Raw genomic sequence first — 24,459 nt, 5'->3', positions numbered from 1 at the left:
GGGGGGAGATGAGGGAAGGGCGATGGTATCGGGATCCGAATATTGGGGCGGGGGGATGGCCTCTAGGTCACGGCGAGGGGGCGGGGGTGGGGCGGGGAAGGATTTACGTTTTTTCTGTTGTTGGGCGGCTTGAATGCCTTCCGGGGTGGTGGCTTTGACTTGTTCGGCTACATCATTGGGCGGGGGGGTATCTCGGAAAGTGTGGAAAGCGTAGGGTTGGTTGCGTCCTTCCACTTCTAGGTACATTAAACCGCGAAAATGTTCCGGGAGTCCTTCCTCCTCAAAGGCGGCTTCTAAGATGCGAAAAGCCCGGCTTGGATGAGCCATGACTGGGGCGGGATGCTGGACAACCATTAACAACGTTTCCCGCTTGATGAAGCAATTCACCTGAAGGGGAGTGAGTTCAGTCAGTTTAGCTTGTAGACGCTGCTGTAGGAGTCTCTCAAAGCTAGCCAAATCCACAGGTAGGGTCGATGTTTTGGTCATCACAACAACAATCGGTGTTTAATGGTACTAATGAGAGGGGGAAGTCGATCGGGCAGTGAGCCAACTTGCCCTTAATGTATCACTTTTACAATAATCCTGATGGATTTACTCGAATACCAAGCGAAAGAATTATTCCGGGAGGTGGGCATTCCGGTTTTACCTTCCCAAACGATTGCGGATTCTCGGGCGATTAAACAGTTACAGATTCCCTATCCGGTGGTGTTGAAATCTCAAGTCCGGGCAGGAGGCCGGGGGAAGGCCGGGGGGATTCGGTTTGTGGAGAATACCATTGATGCGATCGCCGCCGCCCAAATGATCTTAAATTTACCCATTGCCGGAGAATACCCCCAACTCCTGTTAGCCGAAGCCCGCTATGATGCCGAACAGGAGCTTTATTTAGCGGTCATTCTGGACTATCAACGCAAACGTCCGGTTTTGTTAGGGTCAGCCCAAGGGGGCGTAAATATTGATGTGCTGTTGGAACAGATGCAGCAGGTGGTGATTGAGGATGAGTTCTCCCCCTTCTATGCCCGCCGTTTAGTGTATTTAATGGGTGTACAGGGGCATCTCATCCCGGTGATTACCGATATTGTGGGCAAAATGTACGAGTTGTTTGTCCGTCGGGATTTAAATGGCATTGAAATTAATCCCTTGGGGATTCGGGACTCTGGGGAGGTGATGGCCCTCGACGGGAAGGTGACGATGAATGATCACGCCTTAGCCCGTCATTTGGACTTAATGGCTGTCGTCGGGGCCGCCATTCCCTTGGCAACGACTCAGGAGGAGTTAGAGGACAATAGGGCAGACAATGGGGACAGTGAGGAGGGAACAGAAGGGTTAGACTTTGAAGCGGCTGACCCGTTGGATTGGTACAATAGGGAGGGCAATATTGGCATTTTATGTAATGGTCGGGGACTGGCTGCCCTAACTTGGGATTTGTTGACCCAAGCAGGGGGAAAACCGCGTACAGGCTATTTAGTGGGGGGAGAACATCAAGGTAAAATTTTGAAAACTTTGCCCCTAGAACAACAACTCAATCAAGGACTAGAACGGTTAAGTGCCATGGAGGAGATTGAGGTGATTTTCCTGCATTTGGTCTGTGGTTTGGGTGGGGTGGAACGGGTGGCTGAGGCGATCGCCAATGTCCTCCAAGCCCCGGTCAATCCCCCCCAGCGTCTGATCATCAGCGAAGACCGTTTAGAACGCCCCACAGCCAACACCTTACGGATTTTACGACAAAATCAGCTAGAACAGACCAGCCGACCTACTGCCCCCAGTAATCCCCGCCGTTCGATTCCGTTGGTCATTCGTCTGTTAGGGGAACCCCCATCGGCCATTCAAGAAGCACTGTCTAGCTTATCGGTACACTGGAGCCAGAGTTTAGATGAGGCCATTGAGCAAACAGTAATATTGGCACAAGTGGCGATTTGAGAAGGGTGTAACGTTCTTGTTTTTTGAATCATTATGTTGAACTGGACTGGCAAAAGTAAGGTTATTATTCAGGGAATTGTAGAACCCTTGGGAGTGTATTGTGCTGGGCAAATGACCACCTATGGAACCCCCATCGTCGCCGGGATTAGTGCAGGCTATGGGGGGGAAACCATTGAGGAAATTCCCGTGTTTGATTTGATCGAAAGTGCGATCGCCGAAGTCGGAATGCCCCAACTCAGTATCATCGCCGTCCCCCCCTACTGGGTCCTCGATGCCGCCTTAGAAGCCATGTCCGCCGGGATTCGTCAATTAATCATCCTACCCCACGGAGTCCCCCCCCTCGATATGATCCGCTTGTTGGCCAAAGCCAAAGCAACAAATACTATTGTACTAGGTGCAGGCAGTGCCGGAGTCATCATCCCCGGTAAACTCCTCTTAGGCAGTTGTGATCCTCAGTGTTACACCCCCGGAAAAATTGGAGTCATCAGTCGCTGTGATTACGTCACCGATGCCATTATCTGGGAACTCACCCAAGCGGGACTTGGCCAATCTATTGTCATTCACTTAGGGGGTGGGGATATTATTGGCTCAATGGTGGAGGGATGGCTTCCCACCTTAGAACAAGACAAAAACACCGAAATTATTCTCTGTTTAGAACAAACCCTCTGCGGCACCGAAGCAATGGCCAGCGTCCTCTCCTCTCCTCGGAAAAAGCCCCTAGTCGCTCATATTGCAGGTCAAAACGTCCCCATCCCCTCCAAGTCCAAAGAATCCCCCACCTTAATCGCCTCTCGTCTCTCCCAATTAACCCCCCACACCAGCACCGCCTTAGCGAAAAAAAACGCTTACCAGCAGGCGAAAATCCCCGTCGCCCAATCCCCCGCCCAATTAGTGGAGTATCTTCGCAACCTTTAAAGGGATATAGCCGTGATGAAACGCTCTAGAAATTGCGATATTCAAGTGAAGTTCTCCCCCGCTAACCCTACGGGTATAACGGGCGACCCCTGCTGACTTTAGATTGGGATATGGGTTCAGGAATAGGTTCACCATTAGCTTGTAGATCCGCAATAACATCATCCACTAATTCCTGAATTCCTACTAGGGCTTGAATACTGTCCTCATCTAGATAAGATAAACTGGGGAATTCTGCACATAATCCCACATACTCTTGATCTTCATCTGACCAACTAATCCGAAAACAATAGTGTTTTGAATTTTCTATGGTCATAACTCTGCAATCTCACGAACATTTTATAATTTTTGAATAGCGTCTAGGACTTGACGAACTTGATATGGCTTTGCCATACCATTTTTGTCCTGAATATTCACACGAGGGTCTCCTGCCCAAGGTGTCTTGAAAATAAGATGACTCCCTTTTTGTCGTCCTTCTCCAAAATAGTATTCACATACTCTAACCAGATCCTTAAAACGGACATTTTTAGGATTGGATTGGAATTGAGCCAGAAGCTCATAAGAAATAATTTAATCTTATTAATTGATCTACCCTAGGATGGAGGCAACCTTGACAAAAGGCACACAAGCTTAACCTGTCAAGATTCCCCATTCCCTTGAGAACTTCACGGACTATCCCCTCTTTAGAAGGGGGAGAAATGGGAGCTTAACTGATCAGCCTTGGGATAGGGGTATCTTCCCGATCTGGGGCTGAAAATGTTAAGTTAGTGGGTGGAGATAGTGACTGGAGCGAAGCAAAGCGGGTGGACAAAGGAACGCTGATTGAATTCAGACTACAAGGAGAGCGTCGGCTGGCTGTTGCAGATCGTCCAGAAGGAAAAAAGAATTGGATTGTGATTGATGAACGAGGTCAATCTCACTCCCTGAAACCCCAGCGCGTCGAGTACGAAGTGGGTGGAGGCTATACCCCCTCAGAAATTGCCCCTTTTCGCGCAGAAGTTGAAAATTATTTAGATCCCGATAGTTTAGAGGTCGCTTGGGAGTTACTGGTTGAAGAAGCCAGTCCAGTGAGTTCCGCCGATTTGGCGCAATTGTTATTTGATGAACAGAATCCCATCGTCTGTTATGCGGCTCATCTGTTGCTCTCAGACGATAAGATTTACTTTAAGAAAAAAGCGGACCTTTATGAACCCCGCTCGGCGGCACAAGTGGCCGAGATTAAACACCAGCAAACCGTTGAGGAACAACGATTCCGGGAGCGGGAGGAGTTTCTCCAACGGGTGCAGGATGCCTTAGCTGGCAAGGAGGTTATATGGCAAGATAGCGATCGCCCCCGTTTAGAAGCCCTCGAAAAATGCACCCTTCAACCCGAAAATTCCCATCGTCTCGCTCAAGAAATTCTCGCCGCCCTCAACCTCCCCCAAAATCCGGACGCTGCTTTTCAATTACTGGTAGACTTAAAACGATGGTCGATTCATGAAAACTTGTTTCTCCGTCGTAGTTCGTATCCTGTCCAATTTCCGCAAAAGGTACTTGATGTGTCACAACAGCGCTTGGAATCTATCTCCTGCGATCCAGATCCCAACCGTCTGGATTTAACGCGCTTCAAAGTTTACACCATTGATGATGAAAGCACAGAAGAAATAGACGATGGGTTGAGTGTCGAACCCTTAGAAGATGGTCGATTGAGGCTTTGGGTTCATATTGCCGATCCCAGTCGTTTGGTCAGCTTAGGAGATGAATTGGATCTCGAAGCACGACGACGGAGTACCAGTTTATACCTGCCAACGGGCATGATTCCCATGTTTCCCAAGGAATTGGCCACCGGACCGATGAGCTTGATTCAAGGTCAAGTCTGTGCCGCCCTGAGTTTTGGGGTAGTTTTGGATGAAATGGGCAAGGTAGAAGATTATACCATCCATGCCAGTTGGATCAAGCCCACCTATCGCCTGACCTACGATGATGTAGACGAAATGTTAGAGTTAGGGGTGCAGGCTGAACCGGAAATTGCTCAACTGGCCGAGGCGGCTGCTTTACGATCAAGTTGGCGTAAGTCTCAGGGATCGATTGACATTCGGATGCCAGAATCGTCTATTAAGGTGAAGAATGAGGAAGAAATTGCCATCACCTTACTTGACGACTCTCGCTCTCGGCAATTGGTCGCGGAGATGATGATTTTAGCCGGAGAAGTGGCCGGACGCTATGCTCAACAACATGGGATTCCCATGCCCTTCCGAGGACAGCCCCAGCCTGAGTTACCCCCAGAAGAGGAATTACTCTCCCTGCCAGCTGGACCGGTGCGCTTTTGTGCCATGCGGCGCTGTATGCCCCGCAGTGAAATGGGTATTACCCCCGCCCGTCATGCCGGGTTGGGTTTAGATTTATATACTCAGGTGACTTCGCCTATTCGTCGCTATACGGATTTACTCGCCCATTTCCAAATTAAAGCCCATCTACGGGGGGAGTCTTTGCCGTTAACAGGGGGCGAGTTACAGGAAATTATGTTTAGTGTAACGGCAGCGTCTCAAGAGGCGACGCTGGTGGAACGCCAAACTAATCGTTATTGGGGGCTAGAGTATTTACGCCGCAATCCTCAAGAAATTTGGCAGGTCTTGGTTTTACGTTGGTTGCGGGAGGATGAGAATTTAGGGCTGATTTTGTTGGAGGATTTGGGGTTAGAGTTGCCCCATCGGTTTAATCGGGCGGTACGTTTGGGGGATCGTCTGGAGGTTCAGGTTAGTACCGCAGATCCCCGTCAAGATTTGATCCGTTTCCGGGAGTTGGCCAATTCTCAAGCGGAAGCGGCGGCTATGTAGGGCTTGCTGAGAAACTCGGGGGGTCGGGAAGGGGGAGTTGTGCTAGTTTTCCCTGACATGGGGGGCGCTAAAGCGCAACTACAAACCCTATGCTCGTTTTCTCTGACATTGGGGGCGCTAAAGCGCAACTACAAACTTTCTGCTCGTTTTCTCTGACATTGGGGGCGCTAAAGCGCAACTACAAACTTTCTGCTCGTTTTCTCTGACATTGGGGGCGCCCAAGCGCAACTACAAACCCTATGCTCGTTTTCTCTGACATTGGGGGCGCTAAAGCGCAACTACAAACCTTCTGCTCGTTTTCTCTGACATTGGGGGCGCTAAAGCGCAACTACAAACCCTATGCTGATTTTTTCGTCAAGTTTGCTCAAAGTATTGTACCCTAGAGGAGGGAACGGATTTTTAGGGATAGCCAATGATGTTAGTTGCAGAGTTCCGAAACTACTACCCTCAAGGGGGTTTAATTAGTGAGTTAGTGCAGTTTAAACAGGGAAAATATGTTGTGCGGGCGCTGGTGCAGGTCGAAGGTGTCACCTTGGCGACAGGTCACGGGGCGGCTGATACTGTGGAGATGGCGGAAGATCAAGCCCGCTCTCGGGCTTTAGCCCTTTTGATGCCGACTGTAAGGGTGAATCAGTCGAGTTCCCCAACACCAGCGCCGATTGCTTCTGTTGTGCGCCACCCGGAACAGAATGGAGAGGGACAAGTTCACTCTGCACCTGTCCCTAAATCTGCACCGATTGCCCCCCCAGAGCCTGCCCTAGAGCCGAATCCCCCTCGGGTTGAGTCCCTCCCCGTGACCACGGTTTCCCCGGTCTTAGAGCCTTTGCCGGAGCGGGAGCCGGAGTCGGTGCTGCCTCCGGTGGAGGCTTTAGAGGAGGACTCGGTGGAGATGACTCCCCCTTTTGAAGTGGAAGCGGAACCGGATCTTGCGGTGGAAACATCCCCCCCTGCCCCTAGCACTCCCACGGTGAATTTAAGTGAGTCTCCGATGGACTTTTCTGATGTGATTGCTCAAACTAATATTGAGCTAAAACGCTTGGGCTGGACGAATGAACAGGGGCGGGATTATTTGTTGCAGACTTACGGGAAGCGATCGCGTCAATTGTTGAGTGATAATGAATTAGTGGAATTTCTCGACCATTTGCGATCGCAACCCTAAACCCCATTCACCCTAAACTCCCCTTTCTTCCCAGCAAAAAATAGGTTTCCATCTCCCCTTTCCCCTTAATCTCAACCTTCCCCCGGGGTTCAAAATGATACTGTCCCTCTAACCGTTGATAGGTCGCTTCTGTCACCTGAATTTTCCCCACCACCCCATGAGATTCCATACGACTGGCCACATTCACCGCATCTCCCCATAAATCATAAATAAACTTTTTCTTGCCAATTACTCCCGCCACCACATTCCCCGTATTAATCCCCATCCGCATTTCAAGGGGGCCGTAGGAACAATCAATTTTGTTCAGGGATTTTTGCATGGCTAACGCCATTTCGGCAATGGCTTCCGCGTGATCTTGACGAGGTGTCGGTAAACCCCCTACCACCATGTAACTATCCCCAATAGTTTTGATTTTTTCTAAGTTATAGAACTCCGTTAAATTATCAAAACAGGAAAAAATACGATTCAGTAACTCGACTAATTCCTCTGGAGGGATTTGACTAGAAAGTTGGGTAAAACCAACAATATCAGCGAATAAAATAGTCACTTCTTCAAACTCTTTAGCAATAATCTTATTGCCTTGTTTTAATAAAGTCGCAATGGATTGTGGTAGAATATTAAGCAGGAGTTGCTCCGATTTTTCCTGTTCAAGGCGGATTAATTCTTGGGCTTGTTTGCGTTGTTCAATTTCTTGAGAGACTCGCTTAAACATTTGATTAAAAGCCTGCATCACTACGCCTAATTCGTCCTTACGCTGGGCGGTTAACGCATAAAAATAAACAGAATTCTTGTTCTGATCTCCATTCCGACTTAAGGTTTCTCCGGCTACGACAAGATCATCCCGCAACTGTAAAATGGGTGTAATCACAGTCACGCCCACAATAATCATAGTGGTGAGGGTGACGACAATAGCAATAATCACCACTAAACCAACAATGCGCAGGATGAAAAAATTTAACTCTCGTTGGACTCTTGAAGCATCTAAACGAGCGATTAAAATATAATTGATGTTTAAAGATTCAGGCGACCAAGCAATATCATAGCGGTTGCGGTCTGCACTGCGTCGGCGAATAATCGAGTTTCCTGATATATCTTGGGGGGTTAATTGGGGGGATTCTCCGATAATTTCAATGGTTTGATGATTTTGGTCATAAATTGCCATGCCAAGGGTGATAGAGGAATCAGCGATTAAACTGCGGACTTTTTCCTGCAATTCCTCGGTAGACATATCCATTTCACTTAAGGCCGCAATCAATGTAACGGTGGCCTGAGAAATATTTTCGAGGTTATTTAATTGGCGTTGTTCTTCTTTGCGGTAAGAGGGGATTAAGATAATGGCTTCAATAATGACCAAGCTCAAAAAAACCCAAAAGGCAATAGAGCGAGATAAACGGGCTTGACAAAGGCGAAAGGAATGGAACCACATGGGGTAATTACGGAAAATTAAGGAGTCATCAAGGATAGTTTTTTGCCCGATTCCATACCTCAAGAATCGGGAAAGAAAACGGAAATTCATCACCTCATGACACACCATGAGATCCTAAACCATTGCAATGCACCGCCATTTTTAAGGAAAATTGGTTCACTTTTCTTCATCCATAATGGCACTCCGGTCTAAAATCAGCAAACTGCGCAGTTGATCGGTATTCATTTCGGTTAACCACTGTTCTCCGGCATCTACGGTTTGTTCGGCTAGTTGTTTCTTGCTTTCGATGATGTCGTTGATTTTCTCTTCTAGAGTACCAGTACAGACAAACTTATGAACTTGGACGTTGCGTTTTTGGCCGATACGGAAAGCGCGGTCTGTGGCCTGATTTTCGACGGCAGGATTCCACCATCGGTCAACGTGGAAGACGTGGTTAGCGCGGGTGAGGTTTAATCCAGTGCCTCCTGCTTTGAGGGAGAGGATGAGGATTTGGGGGCCGTCGGAGTCGTTTTGAAAGCGGTCTACCATGATTTCCCGTTGTTCCCGTTTGGTGGAGCCGTAGAGGAACAGGACATCTGTATTGAGTTTATATTCAAGGTAGGGTTGGAGGAGTTTTCCCCATTCGGCAAATTGGGTAAAGATTAAAGCGCGATCGCCTTCTGCAATGACTTCCTCTAACATTTCCTGAAGACGCAAGACTTTCCCGGAACGATCTCCCCGTCCTAAACTCTTCTCTTTCAACAACAGGGAGGGGTGATTACAGACTTGTTTGAGCTTCAATAACAGGGTGAGGATTAATCCATGTCGTTGGATGCCTTCCGCCTCCTCAATGGCCATCAGGGACTCATCTACTAGCTGTTGATATAAAGTTCCCTGTTCTGAGGATAGACCGCAGAAAACGTTCATTTCCTGCTTATCTGGTAAGTCTTGGATGATGGCCTTGTCGGTTTTGAGACGACGGAGGATGAAGGGTTGGACGAGGGAGCGTAAACTAGAGAGGGAATCGCGATCGCCATATTTCTCAATGGGAATGGCAAAACGATGTTGAAAGAACTGTTTTGTCCCCAAAAACCCCGGATTCAAAAACTCTAAAATCGACCACAACTCCGTTAAGCGGTTTTCTACTGGAGTTCCCGTCAAAGCAATCCTGAAATTCGCCGATAAACTGCGCACCGCTTGGGATTGTTTCGCTTGGGCATTTTTAATATTTTGCGCTTCATCTAAAATTACCCCCTCCCATTGCAGCGTTTCCAGAGTTTGAAGATCCCGGTAGACCAAAGAATAACTGGTAATCACTAACTCTTTTTTTTGTGCCGCTTTCACAAAGGTTTTCCCCTTATCCCGTTTATCCCCGTGATGGACTAACACCGATAAAGTAGGGGCAAATTTCCGTAACTCCCGTTCCCAGTTGCCTAAAACCGACGTAGGACAGACTAACAACGTTGGATTGTTTAACCGATTGTCTTGTTTTAAACTGAGCAAAAAAGCAATAGTTTCAATGGTTTTCCCTAACCCCATATCATCAGCTAAACAAGCGCCTAATCCCCAACGTTCTAAGAATCTTAACCATCCCACCCCTCGCGCTTGATAGGGGCGTAATTCTCCCTTAAACCCTTCAGGAGGATCAGCCGATTCAATCCGTTTATTTTCGGTTAAATTGGCAATTAACTCTTTTAGCACCCCCGAAGCTTCAAACTTCACCACAGGCAACTTTTCTAAAACCTTGGTGTCTCCTGTACTTAAGCGCAAAGCATCTTCAACAGTAAACGTTAACTCTTCATTTTTAGATGCTAAAATACTTTGAGCCGCCCTGACATCAGCAGGTTGTAATGCTAACCATTCCCCATTCACTTGAACAAGGGGCGATTTTTGCTCTAGTAAACGCTCAAATTCTTCCGCCGAAACCGTTTGATCACCGATGGCTAATTCTAACTTATATTTGAGCAAACTTTGTAACCCTAAACGATCCGCTTGTTTAGGATTCACCGCCGCAGAAAACTTAATGCCTAAGCGTTTTTCGTCCGCCCCTCCTGCTAATCCGGGGGGTAAATCTACGGTGAAGCCAGTATCTTGTAATTGCCAATAACTGGAGCGTAAAAAAGCATAAACTTGGATGGGATCTAAAACGCAACGGGTGGGATAAGGATGGAGTAAACTTTCCCGAATCGGTTCATAAATCCGCGCCGCAATCCCTAACCCTCTTAAGAGGATTTCTTGGGGGTTTTCGATGGTATACCCTTCTAAGTTTAATTCTTCAACAGGATTTTCCCAAATGGTGGATGCTTCTACCATAAAAGAGGGGTCATTTACGGCGTGTAAATAATAATTTAATTTCCACTCTAATTTTCCCCAATTAATTTCTCCCGTTGTGGGAGGTTGTAGGACAAAAGACGTGCGGAAACTATTGCCCGCTAACTTTTCATCTTTGGGGGTAACTAAATAATCTTGAACCGGGGCTTTCCAACTATCTAAAGCTGTTTTTAAACGGTGTAAGGTTTCGGGAGATTCCCGTAGGGAAGTTAAGGGTTGAGCCAGAGATTCTAACCAAGCGGTAGCAATCACATCGGAGGAATGTTGACCTTTTAACTCCACCCATTGACGCAATTGGCTGTCTACCATAGTGCCTAAAAAAGCAAATAATAGACTTTGAGGAGTAATCCAATCATCATCCCAGTTGGGTTTTTCCCACCGTTCCTCTGGGTTAATATAAGCACGACAAACCGAGGGCATCCACTCTAAAAAACGACTTAAACGACCTTGATCTATGGCACTATCTAATAGGGGTTGCCATTGACTATAAGCCTGATTATTGCCATCAACTGTTAGACCGGGTAAAAATTTCCCTCGCGCCAGTAAATCCAAACTCCAGCGATAGACTTGCGCCCAAAATTTGAGGGAGTCGCCTAAATAGACTTGTCGCAGTTGGATGGAGCCGAGGGGAACCGACTGCAAAAACGGAATGGCGATCGCCGGAGTTAACCGCAAACCCGGAAGCGCCCACCACTGGAGGGATAGAGACGAAATATCTCGAATCTCCTCACTATCCCCCGACAGCACCGGAAATATTTCATCTCCCCCCGAATCTGCCCCCTTTTTCCCCCGCTTCCTCCGTTGTCCTCCGCGACTCGGTAGGGCCACCACCTGATAGGTCATCCAGTCACCCCCATCCCCTTCCGGCAAGACCAATTTACGCGATCGCGCACACTTCAGCACCTCCTCCCCACTCATCGCCAAAGGATGATTCGCCACCCCCTTCACCCCTTGCCCTAACTCCCCCTCCCCCTGAGTCCGCCACGTTTCCCCCCAGAGGAAAAAATATCCACTCTGGGCTTCTAAAATCCAACTGCCGTGTAAAATCGCCATGTTATCTGTCGTTAATGATCCGGGTAATAGGTTATGGGACTGTAGGCGGAGAAACCTTCCTAAGTTCAGCGTTTCCCCAAGAGTCTAGAAGTGCTAGGATTGCGAAAGAAGAAGAAGAAGTCAAACAGAAAGGATAAGCACACAAGATGCAAGAATTCAATAAGTCGATATCCTTCGACGGACGGGATATTCGGCTGCAAACGGGTCTACTTGCTCCCCAAGCGGGTGGTTCGGTCTTAATCGAGTCAGGAGAAACCGCCGTAATCGTCACTGCAACACGCTCCACAGGTCGAGAAGGCATTGATTTTTTACCCCTGTTAGTGGACTACGAAGAAAGACTCTACGCCGCCGGCCGCATTCCGGGAGGATTTCTCCGACGGGAAGGCCGTCCACCGGAAAAGGTAACATTGACCTGCCGTTTAATCGACCGCCCCTTACGCCCTCTCTTTCCCCAGTGGTTGCGCGATGATATTCAAATCATAGCAACTACCCTGTCGATGGATGAACAAGTCCCCCCAGATGTCCTAGCGGTGACGGGTGCATCCGTAGCTGTCCTGTTGGCACAAATCCCCTTTTATGGCCCGATGGCAGCCGTGCGAGTGGGCTTAGTTGGGGATGATTTTATCATTAACCCGACTTTTAAAGAAATTAAAGAAGGGGATTTAGATTTAGTCGTGGCCGGATCTCCTGATGGGGTGGTCATGGTGGAAGCTGGAGCTAACCAACTCCCAGAACAGGATATTATTGAAGCCATTGAATTTGGCTATGAAGCGGTTCAAGACTTAATTCAAGAACAACGGGATCTCTTAACTGAATTGGGTTTATCCATCGTGACCGAAGAACCCCCGGCAGTGGATGAAACCCTAACCAACTTTATGGCGGAAAAAGCCAGCGTCTCGATTAAAAAAGTCCTCTCTCAATTCGACTTGGATAAAAACGCCCGAGATGCAGCCTTAGATGAAATTAAAGCCACCGAAATTGATGCCGTTTTAGAGGAATTACCCGAAGAAGATCCCCTCAAAGTGGCCGCCTCCGAACCGATGGCCCTCGGTGATGCTTTCAAAAAACTGACCAAGAAGTTAATGCGTCAGCAAATCATTGAAGATGGCGTGCGGGTGGACGGTCGCAAACTCGATGAAGTGCGTCCCGTGTCCTGTCGTGTAGGGGTGTTACCCCGCCGTGTTCACGGTTCTGGTCTGTTCCAACGGGGCTTAACTCAAGTTCTCTCCCTCGTCACCCTCGGCACACCGGGAGATGCTCAAGAGTTAGACGATTTGCACCCCGATGAGCAGAAGCGCTATCTCCATCACTACAATTTCCCCCCCTTCTCTGTGGGGGAAACTCGACCCATGCGTTCTCCCGGCCGTCGAGAAATCGGCCACGGGGCGCTAGCGGAACGAGCCATTGTTCCGGTTCTCCCCCCCCAGACGGAGTTTCCCTATGTGGTGCGGGTGGTGTCTGAGGTCTTGTCGTCCAATGGGTCTACTTCGATGGGGTCGGTTTGCGGCTCCACCCTAGCCCTGATGGATGCCGGGGTTCCCCTGGTCAAGCCTGTGAGTGGGACGGCAATGGGTTTGATTAAGGAAGGGGACGAAGTGCGGGTCTTGACGGATATTCAAGGCATTGAGGACTTTTTAGGGGATATGGATTTTAAGGTGGCGGGAACCGATAGCGGGATTACGGCCTTACAGATGGATATGAAAATCAAGGGGTTATCTTTGGATGTGATTGCCCAAGCGATTAATCAAGCTAAAGACGGGCGCTTACACATTTTAGAGAAAATGCTGGCGACTATTGACCAACCCCGTGAGGATCTTTCTCCCTATGCTCCTCGTCTGTTGACGCTGAAGATTGACCCGGATTTAATTGGTTTGGTTATTGGACCGGGTGGGAAAAATATCAAGGGCATTACGGAACAAACTGGGGCCAAAATTGATATTGAGGATGATGGCACGGTCACGATTTATTGTAATGAACGGGACAATGCACTGAAGGCGCAACGGATTATTGAGGGCATGACGCGCAAACTCAATGAGGGGGATGTTTTTGTGGGGTCTGTGACTCGCATTATTCCCATCGGTGCGTTTGTGGAGATTTTGCCGGGTAAGGAGGGCATGATTCATATTTCCCAGTTGGCCGAGCGTCGTGTGGGTAAGGTGGAAGATGAGGTGGCTGTGGGTGATGAGGTGGTGGTGAAGGTGCGGGAAATTGATTCTCGTGGCCGGATTAATCTCACTCGTTTAGGGATTCACCCGGATGAGGCGGCGGCGGCTCATGCGGCGGCTAGTCGTTAGGAGTTAAGACCCAAAGTTAGAGGTCTAGAGCATCGGGTGTCGGGAGTCGGGAGTCGGGAATAATTATCAATTCTCCCGCTCCCCTGCTCCCCTGCTCCCCTGCTTCCCTCTCCCCTGCTTCCCTCTCCCCTGCTCCCCTGCTCCCCTGCTCCCCTGCTCCCCTGCTCCCCTGCTTCCCTGCTTCCCTCCTCTCTATGACAATTAGCGCGACGGGGTGGGTGTTTTTTTGAAGGGATCGGAGAAAATGGCTGAAACTCAAGGGGGGTCTAGGTTTGAATGGCTTGGTAAATCGGAGACTGTCGCGCACCTTACAGGGCAAGGGTTTCAGCCTTTTCTTGTCTTTTCCCGGAGGCTGTGTTATAGTTTTGGGGTGGGTGTCGCGCAAGTCAAGCGGGAAAGTCCCACGGGGTCACGGTTTCAGAGTGCCGCTCTTGAAATAACGTATAATGCCTATGAGGTATTGAAACCTTTTATTTTTAAAGATTAGGCGATCGCTCTTATCTCTTGAAATAACGTATAATGCCTATGAGGTATTGAAACGCGGTTGCCCAATTTGGCGATTGTGGTCACAGCACGCCTCTTGAAATAACGTATAATGCCTATGAGGTATTGAAACATTGCTTCTGTTCCTTTACAAGTTACCCAAAGTTCTCTTGAAATAACGTATAATGCCTATGAGGTATTGAAACCCATATGCGCTGTTACGTCCCTCATCCCGTCTCCTCTTGAAATAACGTATAATGCCTATGAGGTATTGAAACACAAGCGGTGGGGGAAACTCTATAAAGTTTATTTAGCTTGAAATAACGTATAATGCCTATGAGGTATTGAAACCCTTGCAGATGCTCTAAGGTTTGCCGCCCAACTTGAAATAACGTATAATGCCTATGAGGTATTGAAACTTATCCGAAAAGGACCGCCAAGAATTGGATAGGCGCTTGAAATAACGTATAATGCCTATGAGGTATTGAAACTTCGCTGGATTCACCAGTGAGGGGTGTGAACCCCTGATTTGGCTTGAAATAACGTATAATGCCTATGAGGTATTGAAACTCAAAGTTTGCAAATAGATCGGTCGGCAAAATAGCGCTTGAAATAACGTATAATGCCTATGAGGTATTGAAACAATAATCGGCGAAATAATAACCTTCTGGCTCTTGCTCTATTATCTTGAAATAACGTATAATGCCTATGAGGTATTGAAACATGGAGCAAACAAAAATGCGCTTGGCGGTCTTGGCCCTTGAAATAACGTATAATGCCTATGAGGTATTGAAACTTAACTCAGACCTCGTGGCTGCCAGCTTGGATGCCACCTTGAAATAACGTATAATGCCTATGAGGTATTGAAACAAAGTATTAAAAACCGGAATTTCTCCCGCGAAGGTCCTTGAAATAACGTATAATGCCTATGAGGTATTGAAACATGGGAATCAAAACATCTATAAAGCATTTGATCATCTTGAAATAACGTATAATGCCTATGAGGTATTGAAACTGCACTTTTAATTACTGGTGCTGCAATACCTTTTCTTGAAATAACGTATAATGCCTATGAGGTATTGAAACGAAATCGAGGCGGAGGCTAAATCGGCAAGAATGCGATCGCTAACCTCCGCCATACCTGATCATTAGGAACGACTAATCAGACGAAAAACCGGGGATGTTGACATACTCCCCGGCGTGAACGCGTGGGGATTCTTGACACATCATTTCAACTGGCTACCGAAGTAGTCTTACGGTCGATCCGTGTCCGTTTAGAGTCGTGGCAATGCCCTCTCCCGACTTTGTTTATATTTTTCGCTGCATTTTCATCTCGGTCGTGTTCAGTTCCACAATTTAAACACTGAACTGAGCGAATTTTTAAATCAAGCTTGCCCCATTTGTAACCGCACTCAGAGCAGACCTGACTTGTTGGTTCCCATGGGTTAATAACAACAAACTCACGGCTGTACTTCTGTGATTTAGCTTCACATAACGCTCTAAACTCTCTCCAGTTAAGCGTTTTTCTAATTTTGAATAATTAGGACTTTCGGCTTTTTCGCCGTTGCTCATAAAAGCAAAAGTTTTAATCCCTAAATCAATACCGACGCTTTGGTTTTTGGCCTCAACGTTGATGGGTTCTATTTCTACAACAAAGCTGAGAAAATAACGGTTAGCACAATCCTTGATTACTGTTACTGAGCTAGGCGCAGAAGGTAACTCTCTAGACCAAATTGGACTAACTTCACCAATCTTGGCAAGATAAACACTACCGTTTTTGATTGAAAAACCGCCAATTCTAAAACGTGCTGACTGCCGATTGATTTTCTTTTTAAACTTGGGTCTGCCTATTTTTTTTCCTTATTGATACCTGGCTTTCATGACGGATGTTATAATGGGTCTGTTAGTTAATTATATATTAGTCTACAGTAAATGACAACCCAGTTCCGTAGAGAAAGACACAGTGTTACAGATTTGAGAATTCATTTGGTCTGTGTGACGAAATACAGGAGGTCTGTATTTACAACAGAAAGCCTGGGGGTAATTGAAAAGTCGTTTCAAACAGTTGCCAAAAAAATGGATTTTCAAATAATCGAGTTCAATGGTGAAGGAAACCATGTCCACTCACTAATTGAATATCCACCCAAATTGTCTGTATCTCAAATAGTTAATGCGCTAAAAGGGGTCTCTAGTCGTCGTTATGGGCAAGCTGGATATAAAAAACCCCATAAAGAAGCTCTATGGAGTCCCAGCTATTTTGCTATTTCTGTGGGTGGAGCGTCGCTAGAAGTCCTTAAACAATATATTAGAAATCAAGAAAAGCCGTCCTAGAAGGACGGAGCTTGAATCCCATTATTTTCGGTCAAAATTCCCCGCTTCTGCGCCCTAATTCATAGACAGCACAGCCCATACAGGCGAGAATGCCTAAACTAATAGACCAACTGCGCCCTAGACTTAAATCTACGCCATAATCACAAAGAATCCCAGCAGCGAGGAAGGGGAAAATACTAAAGATGGAAGCATAAAAGGCGTTTTGGGATTCTCGGCTTTTGCGGGTGCGCTGGAGTTCATCTTGAGGCAAGTAGAGAGACTCGGCAAAGTGAAACCAACGATCCAGTTGTTCGGTGATCCAGTGGCGCAGGGAACTACAGGCGATATAAAGGGCTAAAGCCCACAGACAAGTTCCGGCGATCGCAATTTTATTAATCGGTAGAGCAAAGGGTAAGATTTCGTTTAACATGAGTGCTGTCGGAGATGAAATGTTACTTAACTTGACTCATACTATAGTGTTTATTGCAAGTCTTTGTCACATTCTGTTACTGATCGGCAGGGTAAACCAAAAATGAGAACCTTCTCCGGGAGTAGAATCTAAGCCAATTTCCCCCCCATGACTCTCGACAATTTGACGACAGAGATATAAACCTAATCCTAACCCTCCTGTGCGTCGCAAAGATTCCCCCCGTTTATAGAGTTCAAAAATCCCCTGACAGATTTCCGGGGGAATGCCTACCCCATTATCGATCACAGAACAGCGTAAGCACTGGGCAGAGAGGGAAAGTTCGGCTTTTAGGGTGATACGACTACCAGAAGGATTATGTTTGAGGGCGTTAGCGGTGAGGTTTTCTAAAACGCGCCAAATTTTGTTAGCATCCGCCCACACTGGGGGTAAGTCGGGGGGGATTTGGTAGGCAAGGGTGACTTGATTTTTCTCTAGAATGGGCTGCCAGTCGGCGATAAAATCCTGAGTCAGTTGATAAAAATTGAGAGACTGACAATCTAGGGTAATGCCTTGTATATCAAACTCTCGGGTATCGAGGAGGGAGTTGATTAAGTTTAACTGGCGATCGCAACTCGTAGCCATTCGTTCCACCAATGCCCTAGCTACAGTCAATTGTGCCTCATCCCGATGGGACTCCAACAAACGATTTAACACCATATTCGTCCCAATCACCGGATTTCTTAAATCATGGGACACCGCATGGAGATATACCCGTAACGCATCCTCCGTTTTCCGACGTACCTCCACCTCCCGTTCCAGTTTGGCATTTTGTTCCTCTAATTGTTGCTGCAACAAACGAATTTTTAAATGACTTTCTACCCGCGCCAAAACCTCCGCCACATGAAACGGTTTACTAATATAATCCACCCCCCCCACATCAAAAGCTAACACCTTATCCATCGGAGCATCTAAAGCACTAATAAAAATAATCGGAATTTTGCGCGTTGCGGGATTATCTTTCAAAGCTTGACATACCTCATAGCCCGTCATATCCGGCATCCGAATATCCAATAAAATCAAATCAGGACATCTCGCCGTCACCGCTTGTAATGCCCGTTCCCCATTAATCGCCTTCCGCACTTTATACCCGGATTCCAATAACATCGTCGATAACAGACGTAAGTTATCCGGTGTATCATCCACAATCAAAATATCCGGTAGATAATGCTCCATTGTCTTCCTGTTATTTAGTGATAATAGATTCAGGGCTTGTCTGGCAGACAGTCTAAACGGCAAAACCGAGCGACTCCAAAAATTCAAACCACTTCTTTAGGATTTTCCAAAGACTCAAACTCCATTGTAATATCTGTAATTTGATCCAGACGAAAATTATCCGCTAACTCCCGAAGTATAGTAATTAATTCCTGATGTTCTGGCGGGATTTGTTCCACTAAATCTAGAACGGCTAAATCATCACCCATCATGGCAAATTGATGTAAGTCACGCAGCCATTGTGCGGGCATAATCTTAAGCGCATTCGCTTCTAATGTCAAACTCGAAGAAACCGCAAAAGTTTCTTCTAAAGGAATCCCCTCTTTTTCCCCATAACAATAGGACACCCCCAAATATTCTTTTAAGGTATCCCAGAGACTATTTTCCCGGAAAGGTTTCCGTACCACATCATCACACCCAGCCGCTAAAATGTCCGCTTTTTCCTCCTCTAAAGCACTAGCTGTAATAGCAATAATCTTCGTCGGGGTTAGATGTTGTGCTTGTTCTTTTTCCCGAATCTGCCGCGTTGCCTCATAACCATCCATCACAGGCATTCGCATATCCATCCAAATCAAATCCGGGTGATAGTCTTGCCATTTTGTAATTGCTTCTTGTCCATTTTCTGCCTCCCAAACCTCAAACCCAACTTCTTCTAACAGATGCCTTAATAACAAGCGATTTTCTTCAATATCATCCACCACTAAAAGGCGATAAGTCGGTTGATTTGGGGCGAGTTTCACCACCACGCGCTGCTGTTGGGGTGGGGCAACCTCATCACGGGCAACGGCTTCAACTTGAATCGTAAATTCAAAACAACTGCCCTCTCCTAACACACTTTTAACAAAAATTTCTCCCCCCATCATCTGGACAAATTTTCGACTAATGGGCAGTCCTAAACCTGTCCCTTGATTTGATGTTTGACCCGATTGAGTTTGTGTAAAAGGGTCAAACAAACTCGGGATTTCTAGGGGAGAAATGCCAAAGCCTGTATCTTCAATGGCAAATTGAATCAGGACAGTTTCACAAACATCTACAATCTTTTCCCTGTGGGCTTCTTGAGTTGTTACCGATACTACAACTTTTCCTTTTTCAGTAAATTTAATGGCATTACTTAATAAATTAATTAACACTTGACGCAGTTTGGGTTCATCAGTTTTGATATACTGAGGAACATTAGGAAATCGCTCAAAAACGAGTTCTAAGCCCTTGGATTGAGCTTTTAAGAAAAACATCTCTTCCAACGCCCCTAAAAGCTCATACAAATCAAAAGGGGCAGGATTAAAAGAGACTTTACCCGCCTCAATTTTCGACATTTCCAGAATGTCGTTAATTAACTCTAATAAATGTTCTCCACTGCGATTAATAATAGCAATTTCCTTCGCCCCATGACTCAAGGCCGGATTGCGCGCCATGAGTTGACTAAAGCCTAAAATAGCATTGAGGGGAGTCCGTAACTCGTGACTCATTTGGGCGAGAAATTCGCTCTTTGTACGATTGGCAATTTCTGCCTGTTCTTTAGCTTGTTCAAGGGCCGCATTTTGGAGCGTTAATTCTACCCGTTGTTGTTGTTCCTGTTCGAGCAGTTGAGCTTGAGCGATCGCAATTCCTAACTGAGCGGCTACCGTAGTCAACAACTCAATCTCATCCTCCGTCCACTCCCGGGCAGTATAGCACTGTTCCAGCCGAATCACCCCGTTAGGCTTGCCTTGATAAGACGTCCGAATCAACAACATCGACTCAATATGCAGCCCGTCGATCATCTCCTGCCAACAGGCAAAACGTTCATCTTCCCCCACCTGAGAAACCGCCAACACCCGATCCTCCGCCAACACCCACGTCATCACCGCATTATTCTCTAGGGGGATTTCAGGGGGAAAAGCCCCCGGAGATCCCCCAGCCACATACTCCGCCACACAAGAGATTTTCGGCTCAGGATCAGCCTCATAGGTGTAAATCAGACAGTGATTGACGTGGAATACCCCCCCCATTTGAGCGGCAGCTTTCTGGAAAATCTGCCGTACATCCAAACTCGAACGCAACTCCTCCGTAATACTATTCAACAAAACAATACGATTGTATTGTTTATGTAAATTAGCCTCCGCCTGCTTACGTTCCGTAATATCGCTAGACGTGACTAAAACACAGGTTTCCCCATTTAAATCAATTAATTCCGCCGACACCAAAGCCGTGCGAATTTCCCCAGATTTCCGACGATAGGCTGTTTCATAGTTGCGAACAATCCCCACCTGCTCTAATTCTTGAACAATCCAATCTCGATCCGCCAGATCTACCCACAGATCCAAATCTAGGGGATTTTTACCTAAAATCTCCTCCCGATCATAGCCCGTCATCTGCTCATAACTATCATTAACTTCCAATAAATGCCCATCTTTGAGGGTACTAATTCCCATCGCACTGGGACTAGAACAAAAAGCCTTCGAGAACTTTTCCTCCGAGTTACGCAAGGCCAATTCTGCTAGAGTGCGATCGCGAATTTCCTGCTGTAACTTCTCCGTTCGTTCCGCCACCGTTTGTTCCAAGCGGCGAGAATATTCCTTAAGTAAAATCGGACGAGTCAGCCACCCCGTCGTCACGAACCCCGCCCCCCCCGACAGCACCAACGCCGCCAAACATAATAAAATCGTATTGCGGCGATTATTTTCAACATTGTCCAGAAAATTATCTTCAGAAACAATCACCACCATTAACCAATCCAAACCTTGACGATTTTCTAACGATGTCACCTGGACAAAATGGCGCTTTTCTCTTACCAAAAAATCGAGAGACTTAGACCCTTCAATCTCATCCCAATCCTTAAAATAGCTCTTGATTTTTTTAGCCGTTTCTTGAATCACAGGATTATCACTGTCTGCCGCCAAAATGCGCTGAGTTCGATTCTGTCGCACCTGAAAAATTGGGTCAGGAGTAGAAGTCGCCACCAAGCGCCCAGAACGTTCTATAATAAACATCTCGACTTCATTTTCCGTCCTCCAGTTACGCAGAGACTCATTCATCCTTAAAAGCAAAAAAGACGTTCCGAGAACCCCTTTAAACTCATTTTCCTGATCATAAACTGGATGGGTCGCCGTAATCGCTAAACCTCGCCCCATAAAATCCGAATAAATCTCACTCCAGATCGGGCTTTGCGCTCGCAATGTTGCCTTATACCAAGGTCGAGTTTTTGGATAAAACCCCGGATTATCTTCCACCAATAACCCTAATTTATTCGCCGCAAGATCCGGCACCTCATAGACTTTTAAGCGATCGGATTCTAAATCTCGCCGCAATATCTGTAAAGCATTATCTGTTGTGCGTTTTGCCCCAGCACAAAACCCTTCAACACCACAAAAATAGGTAGCACTAATCGAGTCAAAGGATTGGATTTGCCGTAAAAAATAACGTTCTTGTAAGTGAATGGCATCCCCTGCTACATCCTCCGCCTGAATGCTTAACAACTCCGGAGCATTTGCATTCAGTTGATTAATTAAAACAGGAGTCATAGTATAGCGCTGGAGTTGCTCCTCCAAGCGAGCCGTTGTCGCTTCTCTTAACTCGTGGGCGAGATCATCAATGGCTCTTTTTCCATTGCGAATAGAAAACCATCCTGTTAACCCCACCACAACAATAACTTGCAGCAAAAAAGGGATAATCAGGATGAGACGAAAAGGTATTTTTTTGATTTTTTGCTCCATTGCAATAGTCAAGTTTTTGATGTTATAATGGGTTTGATTCTGTTCAAAACAAAATATAAAACTATAGCCGCCAAAATTCCGTAAACTGGCTTAATTCCCGGCGTAAAATAAGCCAGTGCAGACGCTAAAATATAAGCCGTAATTCCCGACATATTCCACGCCACTTGAGGCGTGGTTAAACTGGGGAATCCTGCTCTATGATTGAGCCAAAAATCTGCAATAATTACCCCACCAATGGGCGGGATAAATGTGCCTAACAACAGCAGAAAATTAATAAACTGTTCACTGCCGTAAATGCCGCCAAAGGTTAACGCCAACGCAAAAGTTGCTCCTCCCAGTACCATTAAATGGCGTTTTTCCGTGCGGAACGCATGACATCCGGCCACAGAAAAAGCATAAATGGTATTGTCCTGAGTCGTCCACATATTCAGGAAAAAGAGCAAAATTCCTCCCATTAATAACCCTTGCTGTGCCATAACCTGCACAATATCCGCCTGATTATAGGCTAACGCACAGTAAGCGCCACTGAAAATTAAAAACCCATTCCCCAAGAAAAAAGCCATAAAGGTGGCTAAACCTCCGATTTTGCCCGAATTGGCAAAACGACTCCAATTCGTGGCTTGTGTGCCACCAGAGACGAAAGTCCCGACGATTATCGTGATGGCTGCACTCAGGGGAAGTTCTCCACTCGGGACAAGATTTTGCATCCCACCCCATCCCCCAACATCTTGGGTAGCAATGGTTAAACTCCACACCATCAAAATCACCATAGCAGGGACGGCAATCCGACTTAACCAATCTAACCCTTTATACCCAATATAAGCCGTCACACAAAATCCGTAAGTGACGAGGAGAATTAACAGCCAGTTGAGGGATTTGGGAAAACCCACCAGTTGATTTAATAAATCAGCAATTAAACCTGAACCCCAAGCATACCAACCAATTTGAGTAAAGCCTAAGATAAAATCAACCCAACGAGAGCCTAAATTACCAAAACTGAAGCGAGCCATCAAAACGGTATTTAACCCCGTTTTTCCGGCAATATAACCCAAAAATGCCGAATAAGTACCTAAGATAAGGTTGCCGAGTAAAATCACCAGTAGTAAGTCTGGGAAAAACCGAAAAGCTGGCCCGACTAATCCCCCAGCAAACAGGGTGCCGGAGTAGAGGGTAAAGCCAATCAAGAGGGGAGCGAGGGAAATTAAGCTTTTGCGACTCTCCCGAGGCACAGGACTGAGGGGATAGTCTTCGCTTTTCTCGACTTGTTCTGAGAGTTCGGGTTGTAGCATGATCCAAATTGCAAAACTTGATAATATTTTGCCTAGGCTACAGGAAATTGGGGACCGGGGATTGTCACCAAATCAACAAATCTCAATAAGGCACTGTATCCTCTATTCTGGCGGGGCTACTATAAGGAACACAGGTGATTTAGTCGTGAAGCGAGGACAAAGGAGTATCAGGAAATGACAGTCAAGAGTGCTTTTCGGGTGGGGATTGCTGGGCCGGTGGGGTCAGGTAAAACGGCCTTATTAGAGGCTTTGTGTAAAAAGTTGCGGGACTCTTATCAAATGGCGGTAGTGACGAATGATATTTATACTCAGGAAGATGCTCAGTTTTTAGTGCGGGCGGGTGCTTTGGCCGATGAGCGGATTTTAGGGGTCGAAACGGGGGGCTGTCCTCATACGGCTATTCGAGAGGATGCTTCGATGAATTTGGCGGCGATTGAGGAGTTAGAACAGCGTTTTCAGCCTCTGGATTTGGTGTTTTTGGAAAGTGGGGGGGATAATTTAGCGGCAACGTTTAGCCCAGAATTGGTGGATTTAACGCTCTATGTGATTGATGTGGCGGCCGGGGATAAAATCCCGCGTAAAGGGGGGCCAGGGATTACGAAGTCTGATCTGTTGGTGATTAATAAAATTGATCTTGCGCCTTTGGTGGGGGCGGATTTGGGGGTAATGGAACGGGATGCCAAGAAGATGCGGGGCGATAAGCCTTTTGTTTTTACAAATCTCAAAACGCAGGAAGGTTTAGAGCAGGTGGTTGAGTTTATCTGCAATGTCGGGTGAAGACCCTCGGTTTTACCGACGGGATGAAACCCGACCAGTATAGAAACAGCGAAGCACGACTCTTTAGCTAAGGCTCAGGGATCACTCTTAGCATGACAATTTGTGCTGTATATGTTAATATACATCTAGTTGTTTGAGGTCGATAAACAATGATTGTCTTGGAAATGAAAGCAGTATTAAAACCAAATCAGTCTACTGCCATTGATGATGCCATTCGCACAGTTCAATTCATCAGAAACAAAGCTTTAAGACTTTGGATGGATGCTAAACCAGAGGATAAAATAGATAAATATTCTCTCAATAAGTATTGTGCGGTTTTAGCCAAAGAATTTAAGTTCGC

General features: G+C 46.6%; 15 protein-coding genes, 3 pseudogenes and 1 CRISPR repeat array. Of the genes and pseudogenes, 8 read left to right on the top strand and 10 right to left on the bottom strand.

Going from position 1 to position 24,459, the window contains the following annotated elements; all coding sequences use genetic code 11:
- Nucleotides 1-486: pseudogene (locus K4A83_RS14600) on the bottom strand (hypothetical protein); the annotation flags it as partial.
- Between the two features lie 99 nt (nucleotides 487-585).
- On the opposite strand from K4A83_RS14600, the gene K4A83_RS14595 reads away from it, so the two are divergent.
- Nucleotides 586-1,917: an ATP-grasp domain-containing protein gene (locus K4A83_RS14595; protein ID WP_265265342.1), complete on the top strand. Its 1,332-nt coding sequence runs from the start codon at nucleotides 586-588 to the stop codon at nucleotides 1,915-1,917.
- A 33-nt stretch (nucleotides 1,918-1,950) separates the two neighbouring features.
- Nucleotides 1,951-2,832 (top strand): succinate--CoA ligase subunit alpha, encoded by an 882-nt coding sequence (locus tag K4A83_RS14590; protein ID WP_265265341.1) that lies wholly within the window; start codon nucleotides 1,951-1,953, stop codon nucleotides 2,830-2,832.
- 67 nt (nucleotides 2,833-2,899) lie between these two features.
- Here K4A83_RS14590 and K4A83_RS14585 read toward each other — a convergent pair whose 3' ends face one another.
- Nucleotides 2,900-3,145 carry a hypothetical protein gene (locus K4A83_RS14585; RefSeq protein ID WP_265265340.1) on the bottom strand — a complete coding sequence of 82 codons (246 nt, stop codon included), beginning with the start codon at nucleotides 3,143-3,145 and terminating at the stop codon, nucleotides 2,900-2,902.
- A 23-nt stretch (nucleotides 3,146-3,168) separates the two neighbouring features.
- Entirely contained in the window at nucleotides 3,169-3,399 is a 231-nt protein-coding gene (locus K4A83_RS23400; protein WP_407810039.1) for a toxin HicA, read from the bottom strand.
- Between the two features lie 233 nt (nucleotides 3,400-3,632).
- Here K4A83_RS23400 and K4A83_RS14580 point away from each other — a divergent pair, with 233 nt between their 5' ends.
- Together K4A83_RS14580 and K4A83_RS14575 are read left to right on the top strand one after the other, a co-directional pair.
- A complete protein-coding gene (locus K4A83_RS14580) occupies nucleotides 3,633-5,645 on the top strand; it encodes a ribonuclease catalytic domain-containing protein (protein WP_265265339.1) in 2,013 nt (670 codons plus the stop codon).
- Nucleotides 5,646-6,057: 412 nt separating this feature from the next.
- Complete coding sequence (locus K4A83_RS14575) at nucleotides 6,058-6,804, top strand: hypothetical protein (protein ID WP_265265338.1); 747 nt, start codon at nucleotides 6,058-6,060, stop codon at nucleotides 6,802-6,804.
- Between the two features lie 7 nt (nucleotides 6,805-6,811).
- Here the strand turns inward: K4A83_RS14575 and K4A83_RS14570 are convergent, their stop codons facing one another.
- Together K4A83_RS14570 and K4A83_RS14565 are read right to left on the bottom strand one after the other, a co-directional pair.
- Nucleotides 6,812-8,230 carry an adenylate/guanylate cyclase domain-containing protein gene (locus K4A83_RS14570; protein WP_265265336.1) on the bottom strand — a complete coding sequence of 473 codons (1,419 nt, stop codon included), beginning with the start codon at nucleotides 8,228-8,230 and terminating at the stop codon, nucleotides 6,812-6,814.
- Nucleotides 8,231-8,386: 156 nt separating this feature from the next.
- Nucleotides 8,387-11,593, bottom strand: coding sequence for a DEAD/DEAH box helicase (locus K4A83_RS14565; protein ID WP_265265335.1), 3,207 nt, complete (start codon nucleotides 11,591-11,593; stop codon nucleotides 8,387-8,389).
- Nucleotides 11,594-11,739: 146 nt separating this feature from the next.
- Here K4A83_RS14565 and K4A83_RS14560 point away from each other — a divergent pair, with 146 nt between their 5' ends.
- A complete protein-coding gene (locus K4A83_RS14560; RefSeq protein WP_265265334.1) occupies nucleotides 11,740-13,887 on the top strand; it encodes a polyribonucleotide nucleotidyltransferase in 2,148 nt (715 codons plus the stop codon).
- Between the two features lie 430 nt (nucleotides 13,888-14,317).
- A CRISPR array of direct repeats spans nucleotides 14,318-15,456; the repeat unit is 37 nt; unit sequence CTTGAAATAACGTATAATGCCTATGAGGTATTGAAAC.
- Between the two features lie 145 nt (nucleotides 15,457-15,601).
- Here the strand turns inward: K4A83_RS14560 and K4A83_RS23395 are convergent.
- Nucleotides 15,602-16,230, bottom strand: a pseudogene (locus K4A83_RS23395) (RNA-guided endonuclease InsQ/TnpB family protein); the annotation flags it as partial.
- A 72-nt stretch (nucleotides 16,231-16,302) separates the two neighbouring features.
- Between K4A83_RS23395 and tnpA the strand changes: the two are divergent.
- A complete protein-coding gene (gene tnpA, locus K4A83_RS14555) occupies nucleotides 16,303-16,701 on the top strand; it encodes an IS200/IS605 family transposase (protein WP_265265333.1) in 399 nt (132 codons plus the stop codon).
- A gap of 31 nt (nucleotides 16,702-16,732) precedes the next feature.
- Here tnpA and K4A83_RS14550 read toward each other — a convergent pair whose 3' ends face one another.
- The 4 genes from K4A83_RS14550 to codB form a co-directional block, all read right to left on the bottom strand.
- Nucleotides 16,733-17,110 (bottom strand): hypothetical protein, encoded by a 378-nt coding sequence (locus K4A83_RS14550; protein WP_265265332.1) that lies wholly within the window; start codon nucleotides 17,108-17,110, stop codon nucleotides 16,733-16,735.
- Nucleotides 17,111-17,176: 66 nt separating this feature from the next.
- Nucleotides 17,177-18,322 carry a hybrid sensor histidine kinase/response regulator gene (locus tag K4A83_RS14545; protein WP_265265331.1) on the bottom strand — a complete coding sequence of 382 codons (1,146 nt, stop codon included), beginning with the start codon at nucleotides 18,320-18,322 and terminating at the stop codon, nucleotides 17,177-17,179.
- An 83-nt stretch (nucleotides 18,323-18,405) separates the two neighbouring features.
- A complete protein-coding gene (locus tag K4A83_RS14540; RefSeq protein WP_265265330.1) occupies nucleotides 18,406-22,053 on the bottom strand; it encodes a response regulator in 3,648 nt (1,215 codons plus the stop codon).
- An 8-nt stretch (nucleotides 22,054-22,061) separates the two neighbouring features.
- Nucleotides 22,062-23,342 (bottom strand): cytosine permease, encoded by a 1,281-nt coding sequence (gene codB, locus K4A83_RS14535; protein WP_265265329.1) that lies wholly within the window; start codon nucleotides 23,340-23,342, stop codon nucleotides 22,062-22,064.
- A 174-nt stretch (nucleotides 23,343-23,516) separates the two neighbouring features.
- On the opposite strand from codB, the gene ureG reads away from it, so the two are divergent.
- Together ureG and K4A83_RS14525 are read left to right on the top strand one after the other, a co-directional pair.
- Nucleotides 23,517-24,119, top strand: coding sequence for an urease accessory protein UreG (gene ureG / locus K4A83_RS14530; protein WP_265265328.1), 603 nt, complete (start codon nucleotides 23,517-23,519; stop codon nucleotides 24,117-24,119).
- Nucleotides 24,120-24,268: 149 nt separating this feature from the next.
- Nucleotides 24,269-24,459, top strand: a pseudogene (locus tag K4A83_RS14525) (hypothetical protein); the annotation flags it as partial.

The sequence above is a fragment of the Spirulina subsalsa FACHB-351 genome (assembly GCF_026130165.1).
Taxonomy (GTDB): Bacteria; Cyanobacteriota; Cyanobacteriia; order Cyanobacteriales; family Spirulinaceae; genus Spirulina_A; species Spirulina_A subsalsa_A.
The sequence above is the reverse complement of the archived record's forward strand: the minus strand, read 5'-3'. Positions and strand labels throughout refer to the sequence as shown.